The organism is Promicromonospora kroppenstedtii DSM 19349 (assembly GCF_000515355.1).
Lineage (GTDB): Bacteria > Actinomycetota > Actinomycetes > Actinomycetales > Cellulomonadaceae > Promicromonospora > Promicromonospora kroppenstedtii.
Window position 1 is genome coordinate 26,613 of sequence record NZ_KI911756.1, and the last position, 14,458, is coordinate 41,070.

The window sequence follows — 14,458 nt, forward strand, 5'->3', positions numbered from 1 at the left end:
CGGTCGGCGTTGTCGCGGGCTCCGCGGCCGAAGCCGTCGTCCCCGGCGCGGACGACGCGCCGGGCGCCGGACCGGCGTCCGAACAGGTGGCCGGCGACGGCGTCCCGGACGGTGGCGTCGACATCAGCTGGGGTGACAAGGCGGTCGTCGTGCCGACGGCCAACGACGGGACGATCCTGTCGGGCGGCCTGCGCGAAGGCCTCCTCGGCGGCACACCCTCCGGGCTCGACGGGCAGGTGACGCCGGTGTCCGCACCGGGCGAGACCCTCGCCCAGACGGGCCCCATGATCACGGGGCAGCTTGCGCTGGTCTCGCTCCTTCTGGGGCTGGGACTCCTGGCGCTCCGTAGCCGTCGCCGTCGGATCGTGGTCTGACCACGGATCGACGGGCGACAACGACCCGGGCGTGGTTCTGGTGACGAGCTTGTCAAGGGGCTCGTGACGAGGACCGACCGGTCCGGGTCGGGAGGTTCGTAGGGTCGGGACGCCGCTGGGGGGCGTCCCGGCCCGCGGACCGCGAGTCCGGTGTCGGGGCGCCGCTGGGGGGCGCCCCGGCTCACGGACCGTACAGAACAGAGCGGGAGCTCAGGGCATCGGGGGGTGACCTGGGCGCCCGCTCTGTCATGTCAGGGCACGGCCGGTGCGGTGAACGTCATACGGGACGGCGCCGCCCGGCCGCGTTGCCCGGGCATACGATCGGGGCACCATGCGCAACCTGCTCGCCGACACCACCCCGCTGAAGGTGTCGGCGGACTACCGGCGTCTCTGGTTCGGGCTGTCGATCTCGAACATCGGCACGCAGGTGACCATCGTCGCGGTAGGCCTGCAGGTCTACGCCCTGACCGGGTCCACGCTCGCCGTCGGCGTCCTGGGCCTGTTCTCGCTGGTCCCGCTGGTCGCGCTCGGCCTGTACGGCGGCGCGCTCGTGGACCACTACGACCGGCGCAAGGTGTCGCTCGTCTCCTCGGCGGTGCTGTGGCTGGTCGTGGCTGCCATCGCCGCGCAGGCCTGGCTCGACGTCGAGTCCGTGGAGCTGCTGTACGGCCTGGTCGCGGTGCAGAGCGCCGCGTTCGCGATCAACAACCCCGCCCGCTCGGCGATCATCCCGCGGCTGCTGCCCAAGGAGCTCATGCCGGCGGCCAACGCCCTGTCGTCGCTCTCGATGAACGTCGCGCTGACCGGCGGGCCGCTGGTCGGCGCGCTGCTCGTGGCCCAGCTCGGCTACGCCTGGGCGTACACGCTGGACATGGTGCTTTTCCTGGCCGCCCTGTGGGCCGTGTTCCGGCTGCCGCCGGTGCTGCCGGAGGGTGTCGACGGCGGGGCCGGGAACGGCCGCAGCCGCGTGGGCGGCGCCGTCGGGCTGCGGTCCGTGCTGGACGGCCTGCGCTACCTCGCCACCCAGCCGAATGTGCGCACCACGTTCCTCGTCGACATCTGCGCCATGGTCCTGTCGTTCCCGCGGGTGCTGTGGCCGGCCGCCGGCGTCATCTACCTGGGCGGGGGCGAGACGACGACGGGTGTGCTCGCGGCGGCCTTCGCCGTCGGCGGCATCGTGGCGAGCGTGTTCTCCGGCGGGCTCACGCGCATGCGGAAGCAGGGGCAGATCATCGTCTGGGCGATCACGGCGTGGGGCCTGTCGATCGCCGCGTTCGGCCTCGTGCTGGTGCTGGTGGGCCGCGGCTCGCCGGACGGCGCGATCATGTGGGCAGTGGTCGCGGCCGGCATCGCGCTGGCCTTCGCGGGCGGGTCCGACAGCATCTCGTCGGTGTTCCGGCAGTCCATCCTGCAGACCGCGACCCCGGACCACATGCGCGGGCGGCTGCAGGGCGTGTTCATCGTGGTGGTGGCCGGCGGCCCGCGCCTCGGCGAGATGGTGCTCGGCGCCGAGGCGACCTGGTTCGGCGAGGGCTGGGCGGCCGTGGCCGGCGGGCTCACCTGCGTGGTGCTGCTCTGGGTGATCGTCCGGCTGACACCGCGGTTCTGGCGCTACGACGCGCGGCACCCGGAGCCCTGACCCGGTCGACGCCTCGACGTGTCGGGCCCACAGGTCACCAGGGTGACCTGTGGGCCCCACACGTCCGGTGGATCAGTTCTTGCTGGCCGCGTCCCCGGTGCCCGCGGTGCCCGCGGCGGCCAGGCCCGAGATGAGCTGGTTGATGTCCACGCCCGTGAGCTGCTTGACGACGCCCTGCCCCTCGCCGAGCACGGACGCCACGCTCTTGGTGAGCGCCGACGCGCCGTCGGTCGAGACCACGGTCATGCCCTGGATCGAGGCGATCGGCTCGGCGGCGGCGCGGACGATGTCGGGCAGGCGCTCGATGAGCTCCTGCACCAGCGCGGCCTCGCCGTACTTGCGCAGCGCCTCGGCCTTGGCGTCGGTGGCCTTGGCCTCCGCGAGGCCCTCGGCCTCGACAGCGGCGGCCCGGGCGCGGCCCTCGGCCTCGATACCGGCGGCGAGAGCCACCTGCTTGTCGCGCTCGGCCTCACCGGCGCGGCGGACCGACTCGGCCAGCGCCTCGGCGTCCTGCAGCGCGGCCGTCTTGTTCGCCTGGGCGATCGTGGTGCGCTTGAACGCCTCGGCCTCGGTAGCCGCGTTGTTGGCGTCACGACGCGCGTTGGCGCTCTGGACCTCGGCGTACGCCGTGGCCTCGGCGGGCTTGCGGACCTCGATGTCGAGGCGCTCCTGCTCCACGCGCGCCTTCTCGGCCATGGCCTCGCGCTCCTGCTGCGCCACGAGACGGTCCTGCTCGGCGCGGGCGAGCTGGCCGGCGGCCTCCGCCTCGGCGTTCGCCTTGTCGGTCTCCGCCTTGATGGCGGCCTTCTTGAGGTCGAGCGCCTTCTGCCGCTCGGCGATCTGCTCGGCGGCCTCGATCACGGCGAACTCGGAGGCGCGGTTGGCCTCCGCCTCGGAGACCTCGGCGAGCTGGCGGGCATTGGCGGCCTCGGCGCGGCCGAGGTTCGCGAGGTAGTCCGATCCCGGCGTCGAGATGTCGGAGATGTTCAGCAGGTCGACCTGGAGACCCTGCTCCGAGAGGTCCGTCTTGGTCGACTGCACCACGCGGTCGGACAGACCCTTGCGGTCCGAGATGATCTGCTCGATCGTCATGTCGCCGACGATCGACCGCAGCGAGCCCTCCAGGGACTCCTTGATGATCTCCGTCAGCAGGTGCTGCTGGGACAGGAAGCGCTGTGCGGCACGCCGCACGCCCTCCTCGTCACCGCGCACCTTGAAGTTGATCGACGCCTTGATCGCGATCTTGATGCGGTTCTTGTCGACGCCCTCGACCGTGATACCGATCTGCCGCTGCTCCAGCGAGATCGAGAAGCCCTGCTGAAGCACCGGCCAGACGAACGCCCGTCCGCCGACGACGACGCGCTGGCTCGCGGTCTGAGCCTCCGACTTGCCCGCGCCCCGGCCCACGACGATCAGCGCCTCGTTCGGCGGCACACGCCGGATCCGGCTCGCGACGAACGCGAGGACGAGGAAGATCGCTAGGGCGCCCGCCACGACGGCGATGACGCCGACCAGCTGACCGTTCAGTTCCATGTCGGCTCCTGGGGTGTGTTGGAGCAGACCGGGCCGCGAGCGGTCCCGGCCTGAGGTGGTCTCGGGGGAGTGAGGGCCGGTGGCGCTGGCCCCTCAGTGCAGTACCGGCTCGACCTTCACGCGCGCCCCGTGCTGCTCCACGACGACGATCCGCGTGCCCTGGCCGATCGGCTCGTCGGCGAACGCGAGCCGGGTCTCCAGCTCGCTCGCGGCGTCGAGCGAGACCTCGCCGTGCCCGCGGTCGACGTCGGACGTCACGGAGCCCTGCGTGCCCACCAGCGAGACGGGGGTGCTGTCCTCACCGGCCCTGACGCGCTTGATCAGCACGTTCACCAGCACGACGACCAGGACGGCGACGACGATCCCCGCCGGGTAGGCGACCCACGGCTCGAGCCCCGAGGACAGCACGAGCATCCCGGTCGCACCGAACAGGAGCCCGCCGGCACCGAGCGAGGTGCCCGAGATGGCGCCGTCCAAGAGGTCGAGGAAATCGCCGAGCAGGAGAGACGTCACGGCGAGCCCGAGCCCGAGGAGTCCGATGACGATGAAGACAAGCATCCCGGGTCCGTTCGTGAAGATGTGAGAAGTCAGGTTTAACGTATCAGGAAGCCAATTTGTTATTTCTGGGCTAAACGGGTGAATTTCCGCCAGGCGGAGCCCTTCGCGGGTGGTTGCTACGCCGCGGACTGCCGGCGCAGCGTGCGGCTCGCGGCCAGTGTCAGCAGCGCGGCGAACCAGGCGGCGGCGACGGGCACCAGGAACCCGGCGTCCGCACCGGCGTCGTCCACGCGCAGCCCGGCCACGGACGCGCCCAGCGAGGCGCCGATCCCGATCGACGTGCCGACCCAGGTCAGGGCCTCGGTGAGCTGGTGTCGGCCCACCATGTCCTGCACCAGGCCGTTGCCCGTGATGACGGTGGGTGCGATGGCCAGTCCGGCCACGAACATCGCCGCCGCCAGGGTCCAGAGCGAGTGCGCCAGGAGGAACAGGGAAACGCCGGGCCCGAGGGCCGCCATGCCGATCACGAACCGTCGGACCGCGGGGCTGGTGAAGGTCCGGGCACCGTAGACCAGCCCGGCGACCATCGAGCCCAGCGCGAACACCGCCAGCACGAGGCCGGAGGCGCCCTTGCTGCCGAGCTCCTCGGCGAACGCGACCGTGACGACCTCCATGGAGCCGAAGATCACGCCCATGGCCACGAAGACGAGCACCAGGACCGGCATGCCCGGGGTCAGGATCACGGGGCGGTGCCGCACCTCGGTGTCCGGCGCGACGACCGGCGGCTCGGTGGCGCGCTGCACCACGAACAGCAGGCCGCCCACCAGCGCGGCGACCCCGGCGACGACCAGCGCGGACGGCGCCGCCACCGCCGTCGCGAGCGTCGTGGCCAGCACGGGGCCCACGATGTAGACCAGCTCGTCGATCGACGACTCCAGCGAGTACGCGGTGTGCAGGCGGCGCGGGTCGTCCAGCGCGTGGTTCCAGCGTGCGCGCACCATCGAGCCGTACGAGCCCTGGCTCGCTCCGGCGACGGCGGCGAACAGCCACAGCACCCACTCGGGCGCGCCGAGGACGGCGGCGGTGATCAGGCCGCCCAGGCCGAGGAGCGACACGGCCAGGGCCGGCAGCAGCACCGTCCGCTGCCCGCGCCGGTCCACCCAGCGCGCGATCTGCGGCGCGACGAACGCCTGGGCCAGGCCCAGCACGGCTGCGACCCGGCCCGCCATGGCGTAGCTGTCGTACAGGCCCTGCACCATGAGCACGGCGCCGATCCCGACCATGGACATCGGGAGGCGGGCCAGCGCGCCCGCCGCCGAGAACCGGAGCGCGCCCGGGGTGCGGAGCACTGCCGCGTAGGGGTTGGAGCGGGGTGAAGCGGCGGTCTCGGGCACGGGTCGAGTCTCGCACCCGCCACTGACACGAGCCTCGCTCGGCACCGGTGACCCGGCTCACGTGCGGACGGGCCGGACGGGGCTGGCAACCGGCGGACACGTGCCGCACGATGGGCCCCATGACTGACGAACCCCAGGTGACAGTGGTCGACAACCCCGAGGAGTCCAGGTTCGAGGTGCGCGTCGACGGCACCCTGGCCGGCTTCGCGGTCTACGACACCGATCCGGGCACTGTGTACTTCGTACACACCGAAGTGTTCGACGAGTACGCGGGCCGGGGGCTGGCGGGTCAGCTCGCCAGGGCGGCGCTCGGCATGGTGCGGGATGCCGGCGACAAGATCGTCCCGCTGTGCCCGTACATCCGCGCCTACGTGCGCAAACACTCGCCGGAGTACGACGACCTGCTGCTGCGGCCGGTCTCGGAGGCGTGAAAGTAAGTTTCAAGATCTGATCCACACTGCAAACTTCACATCCGGCGCGACATGTGCGAGAGTTTCCCCACGGCGTCGCCCGGTGGCATTGTTTGTCACCTCAATGTGGCCGATCGGCGCCGGCCAACTTCGCACCTGGTACAACCACATCACTGAGCACCACGGCACCAACCCCCAGCAGCCAGCACCGGAGGTCAAGTACGTGAGGCACCCCGCCCACCGTGAGGCGACAGAACTGCCCGCCTATGCGCGCACCACGTCGCTCAGGACGGCAGACCGGGCGGGGGTGATGTCGGGGATCGGCCGCCGTGAGTTCCTCACGATGGCGACCGCCGGCACAGCGGCCGCGGCGATCAGCGTGACCATCGCGGCCCTCGACCCGGCGACGGCGCTCGGTGCGACGGCGATGACCGGCAACGCGACACCGGAGCCGTCGTCCGTCACGGGGCTCAAGCGCGAGCTGCGCGCCATGTGGATCGCCAGCGTGGCGAACATCGACTGGCCCTCCACCAGTGGCCTCGATGCCGGCGCGCAGAAGGCGGAGTTCCTGCACTGGCTCGACGTGGCCGGGGAGAACCGCCTGAACGCCGTGTTCGTGCAGGTCCGGCCCACGGCCGACGCGTTCTACGACAGCCCGTACGAGCCATGGTCCAAGTACCTGACGGGTACCCAGGGCCAGGACCCGGGCTACGACCCGCTCGCGTTCATGGTCGAGGAGGCGCACAAGCGCAACATCGAGCTGCACGCCTGGTTCAACCCGTACCGCGTCTCGATCGACACCGACCTGTCGCAGCTCGTCCCCGAGCACCCCGCCCGGCAGCACGCCGACTGGGTCTGGGAGTACCACGGCCGGCTCTACTTCGACCCGGGCGTCCCCGCGGCGCAGGAGCACATCAAGCAGTCGATCCTGCACGCGGTGGAGAACTACGACATCGACGGCGTGCACTTCGACGACTACTTCTACCCGTACCCCGTGGACGGCCACGTGCTGCCCGACGTCGGCACGTACGAGCTGTACGGCGCGGGCTTCGACTCGATCGAGGACTGGCGCCGGCACAACGTCGACAGCTTCGTCGAGTCGATGAGCGTGCGGATCAAGGAGACCAAGCCCTGGGTGAAGTTCGGGATCAGCCCGTTCGGCATCTGGCGTAACGCCGACAACGACCCGCTGGGGTCCGAGACCGCCGGGCAGCAGTCGTACGACGACCTGTACGCCGACACCCGCAAGTGGGTGCTCGAGGGCTGGCTGGACTACGTCAACCCGCAGGTCTACTGGCAGATCGGGCTCGCGATCGCCGACTACGCGGCGCTCGTGCCGTGGTGGGCCGAGGTCGCCGCGCAGTCCGGCACCCAGCTCTACATCGGCGAGGCCCTGTACAAGGTGACCAGCGGGGTCTTCACCGACCCGGACGAGCTCACCAACCACCTCGACCTCTGCCGGGAGGTCAGCCGCGACGTCGGGCCGATCCACGGCAACGCCTACTACTCGGCGGTGCACGTGCCCGCCGACCCGCAGGGCGCGATGAGCAAGGTGGTCGCCGACCACTACCAGCACCCGGCCCTCGTGCCGCCGATGCCGCACCTGCCGGCCGACCCCGTGGTCACGCCGGTGCTCGCCAAGGCGCGCCGGGTGCGCGACGGCGTCCGGCTGCACCTCACGGACATCGGCAACAAGGACGCGCGGGCGACGTCGTTCGCCGTCTACCGCGCGGACGGGGCCGTCGACACGGTGGACACGAACGATCCCGCCAACCTGCTGGGCACGTTCCGCGCGGAGTCCGGCCGCGTGCAGTCGTGGCTCGACACCACCGTGGGGCCCGGCAAGACCTACACCTACGCCGTCACCGCGCTGGACCGGGTCTGGAACGAGACCGACCCGAGCCAGCCGCGGGTCGCCGAGTAGGCGTCAGCGCTCGACGGGCAGGCCGGCGCCCGCCCAGGCGACGATGCCGCCGTCGAGGTTGGTCGCCTCGAAACCGACCGCCTCGTTGAGCCACTGCGTGGCTCGCGCCGAGCGGCCGCCGGAGTGGCAGATGACCAGGACCTGCGTGTCTGCGTCGAGCTCGCCGTACCGCGCGGGCAGGTCGCCCAGCGGGATGTGGACGGCGCCCGGGGCGTGGCCCGCGTCCCACTCGTCCTGCTCGCGCACGTCCAGCAGCACGGAGCCGGCGGGCACGGGGGCGGTCGGGTCGAGCTCGCTGGGGTGGAGCGTGGGGACCTCGGGCTGCATCGGCGGGAACATGCCGCCAGCCTACGACGGCGACGCGCGGGTGCCCGACCCGCGCGCGGGCGGCGACGTACCCGCCCGTTACCTGGCAGTATCTTCGGCATGGATGCGCGTGCCGGAACCCCCGCCCAGCCCAGCGACCTGATCGACGTCGACCGGGTGGTCGGGGCCTACTACGACCTCACCCCGGACCCCGGAGACCCTGGCCAGAAGGTCGTCTTCGGCACCTCCGGTCACCGGGGATCGAGCCTCGACCATGCCTTCAACGAGGCGCACATCGTCGCGATCACCGCCGCGATCGTCGAGTACCGGCGCGGCCAGGGCACCGACGGCCCGCTGTTCATCGGCCGTGACACGCACGCGCTGTCCCAGCCCGCCTGGCAGACGGCGCTCGAGGTGCTCGCCGCGGCCGGCGTCGACGTCATGGTCGACGCGCGCGACTCGTGGACGCCGACGCCCGCCGTCAGCCAGTCGATCCTGCTGCACAACCAGACGCGGTTCGCCGCGGGCACGCCCGGCGTCGGCGCCCCCGGCTCCGGGCTCGCTGACGGCATCGTGGTGACGCCGTCGCACAACCCGCCGCGCGACGGTGGCTTCAAGTACAACCCGCCGCACGGTGGGCCCGCCGACTCCGACGCGACCGGCTGGATCGCGGACCGGGCCAACGAGATCCTGCGCACCGGCATCGGCCAGGTGGAGCGGGTACAGCTCGACCAGGCGCTCGCCGCCGAGACCACGCACCGCCACGACTTCCTGTCCACGTACGTGGACGACCTCGCGAACGTGCTCGACCTGGAGGTCATCCGCACGTCCGGGGTGCGCATCGGGGCCGACCCGCTGGGCGGTGCGTCCGTCGAGTACTGGGGTGCGATCGCCGAGCGGTACGACCTCGACCTCACCGTCGTGAACCCCCGGGTCGATCCCCGCTGGGCCTTCATGACGCTCGACTGGGACGGCAAGATCCGCATGGACTGCAGCTCGCCGTACGCGATGGCGTCGCTGGTGCAGCGCATGACCGGCGGCGACGGCCCGGCCCCCTTCGACGTCGCGACCGGCAACGACGCGGACTCCGACCGGCACGGCATCGTGACGGCCGACGGTCTGATGAACCCCAACCACTTCCTTGCCGTGGCGATCGAGTACCTCTACGGCGGGGCACGCGCGGGCTGGCCCGCCGACGCCGCGATCGGCAAGACACTCGTGTCGTCCGCGCTGATCGACCGGGTGGCGGCAGGCCTGAACCGCCGCCTCGTGGAGGTGCCGGTCGGCTTCAAGTGGTTCGTCCCCGGCCTGCTCTCCGGCGAGGTCGGCTTCGGCGGCGAGGAGTCGGCGGGCGCGTCGTTCCTGCGCAAGGACGGCCGCGTCTGGTCCACCGACAAGGACGGCCTGCTGCTCGCGCTGCTCGCCTCGGAGATCCTGGCGACCACGGGCCGGTCGCCGTCCGAGCACCACGCCGACCTGGTCGAGCGTTACGGCCAGAGCTGGTACGCCCGGGTCGACGCCGCCGCGTCGCGCGAGGAGAAGGCCCGGCTCGGCGCGCTGTCGCCGTCCGACGTCTTGTCCACCACGCTCGCGGGGCAGGACATCACGGCCAAGCTCACCGAGGCGCCTGGCAACGGCGCGAAGGTCGGCGGCCTCAAGGTCACGACGGCGGACGCGTGGTTCGCCGCGCGACCCAGCGGTACCGAGGACGTGTACAAGATCTACGCGGAGTCGTTCGTCTCCGCGGAGCACCTCGGCGAGGTGCAGGACGCCGCGAAGGCGCTGGTCGGCGAGGCGCTGAGCTGACCCCTCCGACGTGTCAGACGGACGGGTCGCTCCGGCGATCTGTCCGTCTGACAGTTCGTGTTCCTGGCCAGGTCCGGGAACTTAAACGATGTGGGTGGTTCTGCCGGGAGCGGCGATTTCCTAACGTCGCGCGGGCACGTCTCGGCCGTTCCGGCCGGGCGTGGACCCCGGACGAACGGAGAGCGCCATGTCCCGTGCACGACGCCGTACCCGAACGGCGGCCCTGGCCGCAGCACTCGCCCTCGTGACCGCCGCGACCCTGACGGCGCAGAGCGCCGCCGCGGGGGTGACCAGCCTCGGCGTGACAAGCCTCGGCGTGACCAGCCTCGAGACGGCGCCCGCGGCGTCCGAGTTCTACGTGGACACGCACACCCAGGCCTACGCGGCCTGGGAGGCGGCGAGCGGGACCGACAAGGACCTGCTGGCGAAGATCGCCCTGACCCCGCAGTCCTACTGGGTGGGCAGCTGGGCGGACGCCGACCGCTCCCGCGACGAGGTCGTGGACTACACGGGCCGGGCAGCGGACGCCGGCGCGACCGGCGTGCTGACCGTGTACGCCATCCCGGGGCGCGACTGCGGCAACCATTCCGGCGGCGGGGTGCCCGAGAGCGAGTACGCGCGGTGGGTCGACACGGTGGCGAGCGGCATCGAGGGCAACCCGGTGGTGATCCTCGAGCCGGACGCCCTCGCCCAGCTCGGCGACTGCGACGGCCAGGGCGACCGCGTCGGGTACCTGCGGTACGCGGCGGCCTCGCTGACCGAGGCCGGCGCGCGGGTCTACGTCGACGCCGGGCACTCGGGCTGGCTGAGCCCGGCGGAGGCCGCGCGACGGCTGCAGCTCATCGGTTTCTCGGACGCCGTCGGGTTCGCGCTCAACACGTCGAACTACCAGACCACCGCGGCCACCCAGGCTTATGCGGAGGAGGTGTCGTCCCAGGTGGGTGGCCGTCCCTACGTGATCGACACGTCCCGCAACGGCAACGGTTCCAACGGCGAGTGGTGCAACCCGCGCGGTCGGGCGCTCGGCGAGCGGCCCCGGTTCGTCGATGACGCGACGGCGCTCGACGCGCTGTTGTGGGTCAAGCTCCCCGGCGAGTCGGACGGTGCGTGCAACGGCGGCCCGGCGGCCGGCGCGTGGTGGCAGGAGATCGCGCTGGAGCTGGCGGCCAACGCGAGCTGGTAGCTCAGTCAGCGGCCGTGACCAGCAGGTTGACCAGCTGGCCCAGGACGGCGGCGCCGGGTGCGGCGTCGCCGTCCTCCTGCGTGTGGCTCGCGACTGCGGCGGCGCGGGCCGACGACTCGTAGGCACTGAGCAGCAGGTCGACCGCGGTGCGCTGGTCCACCGTGAACCGCAGGCCGAAGTCCTCGAGGATCCGCGCGATCGCGGCGCCGAGCTCGGTCCGCAGCGTCTCCTCCTGCGCGAGGAACGGCCGCCCCACGGCGGGGTCGCGCATGGCCAGCAGCTCCAGCTCGGCGCGCATCAGCGCGCCCTGCCGGGCGTCCCCCGCGTCCGGGACGAGCACCGAGAGGATTCTCCCGATGGCGTCGGGGTTCACGGCGCCGCAGTGGACGACGTCCGGCTCCATGTTCCTGGTGACGGACTCCAGCGCGACGAGCTCGCGGCGCATCGCCCGCTCGGAGAGCGCGAGGAACAGCTCCTCCTTGCTGCTGAAGTTCGAGTAGAAGGCGCCGCGCGTGAACCCGGCGGCCTCGCACACGGCCTCGATGGACGCGCCGTGGATGCCGTGCTGCGCGAAGACGGTGAAGGCGGCGTCGAGCAGACGCTCGCGCGTCCGTTCACGTCGGGGGGTCAGGGCCGTGGCGAACGCGCGCTCGACGGACGACCCCGAGCCGACGTCGCTGGCGGGTTCGGTGCTCACAGCAACTCCTCAGGTGGCGGGTGGCCAGTCTATCAATACGTTGATGTATCGGATGCACTCGTGTATCGGATACAGTGGTGCATCGAACGTCCCGTCATCGGTCCCCGCCTCGTCCAGGAGTGTGCGTGTCCTCCGTCCTCTACTCGCTCGGCCGCTGGGCCGTCCGTGCCCGCCGGTTCGTCGTAGCCGCCTGGGTCGTGGCACTCGTCCTGGTGGGCGGTGCGGCCGGCCTGCTGCAACAAGGTCTCGACAACCAGGTGTCCATCCCGGGCACCGAGTCCCAGGAGGCCCTCGACCGCCTGGCAGCAACATTCCCGCAGGTCAGTGGCGCTTCGGCGCAGGTGATCGTGGTCGCGCCCGAGGGCGGGACCATCAACGACGACGCGATGCGCACGGCCATCGAGGACGGCGTCGCGGACCTCGAGGACGTCTCGCAGGTCGAGGTGGTCACCTCCCCGTACGACGACCTCATGCCCGCCTCGGTCTCCGACGACGAGCGCGCCACCCTCCTGACGATCCAGCTCGACGGCGACCAGGGCTCCATCACCGACGAGACCAAGGACGCGCTGGGCACCGAGACGGACGTGCTGGCGCAGGCCCTTCCGGCCGGCGCCGAGGCGCACCTCGGCGGCCAGCTCTTCTCCTCCAAGTTCCCCGAGATGACGCTGACCGAGGGCATCGGCCTGCTGGTCGCGCTCGTGGTGCTCGTCCTGACCCTCGGCTCCCTCGTGGCCGCCGGGCTCCCGCTGCTGAACGCGCTGCTCGGTGTCGGCGCCTCGATGGGGCTCCTGTTCGCAGCCACCGTGCTCGGCCCGATCAACTCGACCACGCCGATGCTGGCGGTGATGCTGGGCCTGGCGGTCGGCATCGACTACGCCCTGTTCATCGTCTCCCGGCATCGCGAGCAGCTCGGCAAGGGCCTCGACGTGCACGAGTCGATCGCGCGGTCGACCGCCACGGCAGGCTCCGCGGTCGTGTTCGCCGGCCTCACCGTGATGATCGCCCTGGTCGGCCTCGGGGTCGCGGGCATCCCGTTCCTCACCATCATGGGCGTCGCGGCGGCGGTCACGGTGGGCGTCACCGTGCTGGTCTCGCTCACCCTGCTGCCCGCGCTGCTCGGCTTCGCGGGGGAGCGGCTCCGGCCCAAGCCGTCGCGCAAGGAGCGACGTGCCGCGGCGGCGGCTGCCGCTGCTGCCGCCACCGAGACGGACGGCGACCCCGAGGCGACCCGCCCGCGTGCCGCGGCCCTCCCCGAGCACAGGCCCAACCGGTTCTTCACCGGCTGGGTGCGTGCGGTCACCAAGATCCCGGCACTGACCGTGGTGCTCGTCATCGCCGCGATGGGCGCGCTGAGCTACCCCGCCCTGGACCTCCGCCTCGCCCTGCCGGACGCCGGCGTGATGGCCAAGGAGGACCCGGCGCGCATCACCTACGACCTGGTCTCCGAGAACTTCGGCGACGGCTTCAACGGCCCGCTCATCGTGACCGGTTCGATCGTGACCAGCACCGACCCCGTGGCGCTCATGGACCAGGTCGGCGACGAGATCGCCGACCTGCCGGGCGTCGCCGACGTGCCGCTCGCCACGCCGAACGAGACCGCGGACACCGGCATCATCCAGGTGGTGCCCGAGGGTGGCCCGACCTCGGCCGAGACCGAGGCCCTGGTGCGCGAGATCCGTTCGCTGCACGACCACTTCCTCGACGAGTACGGCGTGGACCTGTCCGTCACCGGCTTCACCGCCGTCGGCATCGACGTGTCGGACAAGCTCGGCAACGCGCTGCTGCCGTTCGCCTTCGTGGTCGTGGGGCTCTCCCTGATCCTGCTCACCATGGTGTTCCGCTCCATCGCGGTGCCGATCAAGGCCACGATCGGCTACCTCTTCTCGGTGGGCGCGGCCTTCGGCGTGGTCTCGCTCGTGTTCGAGCACGGCGTCCTCGCCGAGGCGCTGAACGTGACCCGGACCGGGCCGGTGATCAGCTTCATGCCGATCGTGCTCATGGGCATCCTGTTCGGCCTCGCCATGGACTACGAGGTGTTCCTCGTGTCCCGCATGCGCGAGGACTACGTGCACGGCGGCAGCGCCAAGCACGCGATCACGACGGGGTTCCAGGGCTCGGCCAAGGTCGTCACGGCCGCGGCGATCATCATGATCGCGGTCTTCGTGGCTTTCGTGCCGCACGGTGACATGAACCTCAAGCCCATCGCGCTCGGTCTCGCCGTGGGCGTGGCCGTGGACGCGTTCGTGGTGCGCATGGTCTTCGTCCCGGCGGTGCTCGCGCTGCTGGGCGAGAAGGCCTGGTACATGCCGAAGTGGCTCGACAGGGTGCTGCCCTCGTTCGACGTCGAGGGTGAGGGGCTGACCCGCGAGCTGTCGCTGGCGGACTGGCCCGAGCCGGGTGCCACGGACGCGGTCGCGGCAGGGGACATGGAGGTGCACGGCCCGTCCGGCACGATCGTCGGCCCGGTGAGTGTCCGCGTGCCCGACGGCGGCACGCTGCTCGTCCGCGGCGACGCGACCGCGCCGGTCAGCGCCTTCCTCCTGGCTGTCGCCGGCCGGATCAAGTTGACCGGCGGCGTGGCCAAGACCGCCGGGCTGGTGCTGCCCGAGCGGGCCTCGTCCGTGCGGCACCGGGTCGCCGTGGTCGACTCGGCGGCCGAGGGTGGGCACCCCGCCGCGGCGGTCCGCCGGGCGC

General features: G+C 71.7%; 12 protein-coding genes. 7 read left to right on the forward strand and 5 right to left on the reverse strand.

Annotated elements, in window-relative coordinates; all coding sequences use genetic code 11:
* Both PROKR_RS26350 and PROKR_RS26355 read left to right on the forward strand, forming a co-directional pair.
* Window positions 1–374 (forward strand): hypothetical protein (locus PROKR_RS26350; RefSeq protein ID WP_036969685.1); only part of this gene is annotated, 374 nt, incomplete at its 5' end.
* Window positions 375–705: 331 nt separating this feature from the next.
* Window positions 706–2,013 carry an MFS transporter gene (locus tag PROKR_RS26355; protein WP_036969686.1) on the forward strand — a complete coding sequence of 436 codons (1,308 nt, stop codon included), beginning with the start codon at window positions 706–708 and terminating at the stop codon, window positions 2,011–2,013.
* A gap of 72 nt (window positions 2,014–2,085) precedes the next feature.
* Here PROKR_RS26355 and PROKR_RS26360 read toward each other — a convergent pair whose 3' ends face one another.
* The 3 genes from PROKR_RS26360 to PROKR_RS26370 all read right to left on the reverse strand — a co-directional run bounded on the left by PROKR_RS26360 (window position 2,086) and on the right by PROKR_RS26370 (window position 5,438).
* Window positions 2,086–3,546, reverse strand: coding sequence for a flotillin family protein (locus PROKR_RS26360; RefSeq protein ID WP_036969692.1), 1,461 nt, complete (start codon window positions 3,544–3,546; stop codon window positions 2,086–2,088).
* A 93-nt stretch (window positions 3,547–3,639) separates the two neighbouring features.
* Window positions 3,640–4,104: an NfeD family protein gene (locus tag PROKR_RS26365; RefSeq protein ID WP_036969694.1), complete on the reverse strand. Its 465-nt coding sequence runs from the start codon at window positions 4,102–4,104 to the stop codon at window positions 3,640–3,642.
* A gap of 116 nt (window positions 4,105–4,220) precedes the next feature.
* The gene (locus PROKR_RS26370) at window positions 4,221–5,438 is read right to left on the reverse strand and encodes an MFS transporter (protein ID WP_036969701.1); all 1,218 of its coding nucleotides are present in this window, start codon (window positions 5,436–5,438) and stop codon (window positions 4,221–4,223) included.
* Between the two features lie 119 nt (window positions 5,439–5,557).
* On the opposite strand from PROKR_RS26370, the gene PROKR_RS26375 reads away from it, so the two are divergent.
* Window positions 5,558–5,869, forward strand: coding sequence for a GNAT family N-acetyltransferase (locus tag PROKR_RS26375; RefSeq protein ID WP_036969703.1), 312 nt, complete (start codon window positions 5,558–5,560; stop codon window positions 5,867–5,869).
* An 82-nt stretch (window positions 5,870–5,951) separates the two neighbouring features.
* Entirely contained in the window at window positions 5,952–7,772 is a 1,821-nt protein-coding gene (locus PROKR_RS26380) for a glycoside hydrolase family 10-like protein (RefSeq protein WP_245605976.1), read from the forward strand.
* A gap of 3 nt (window positions 7,773–7,775) precedes the next feature.
* Here the strand turns inward: PROKR_RS26380 and PROKR_RS26385 are convergent, their stop codons facing one another.
* Window positions 7,776–8,111 (reverse strand): rhodanese-like domain-containing protein, encoded by a 336-nt coding sequence (locus tag PROKR_RS26385; protein WP_084800689.1) that lies wholly within the window; start codon window positions 8,109–8,111, stop codon window positions 7,776–7,778.
* 87 nt (window positions 8,112–8,198) lie between these two features.
* Here PROKR_RS26385 and pgm point away from each other — a divergent pair, with 87 nt between their 5' ends.
* Window positions 8,199–9,884, forward strand: a complete 1,686-nt coding sequence (gene pgm, locus PROKR_RS26390) for a phosphoglucomutase (alpha-D-glucose-1,6-bisphosphate-dependent) (RefSeq protein WP_036969705.1) — start codon at window positions 8,199–8,201, stop codon at window positions 9,882–9,884.
* A 187-nt stretch (window positions 9,885–10,071) separates the two neighbouring features.
* Window positions 10,072–11,067 (forward strand): glycoside hydrolase family 6 protein, encoded by a 996-nt coding sequence (locus PROKR_RS26395; RefSeq protein ID WP_036969716.1) that lies wholly within the window; start codon window positions 10,072–10,074, stop codon window positions 11,065–11,067.
* 1 nt (window position 11,068) lies between these two features.
* Here the strand turns inward: PROKR_RS26395 and PROKR_RS37080 are convergent, their stop codons facing one another.
* Window positions 11,069–11,764, reverse strand: coding sequence for a TetR/AcrR family transcriptional regulator (locus tag PROKR_RS37080; RefSeq protein WP_051433390.1), 696 nt, complete (start codon window positions 11,762–11,764; stop codon window positions 11,069–11,071).
* Window positions 11,765–11,889: 125 nt separating this feature from the next.
* Here PROKR_RS37080 and PROKR_RS26405 point away from each other — a divergent pair.
* The coding region (locus PROKR_RS26405; RefSeq protein ID WP_036969719.1) for an MMPL family transporter at window positions 11,890–14,458 on the forward strand (2,569 nt) is incomplete at its 3' end.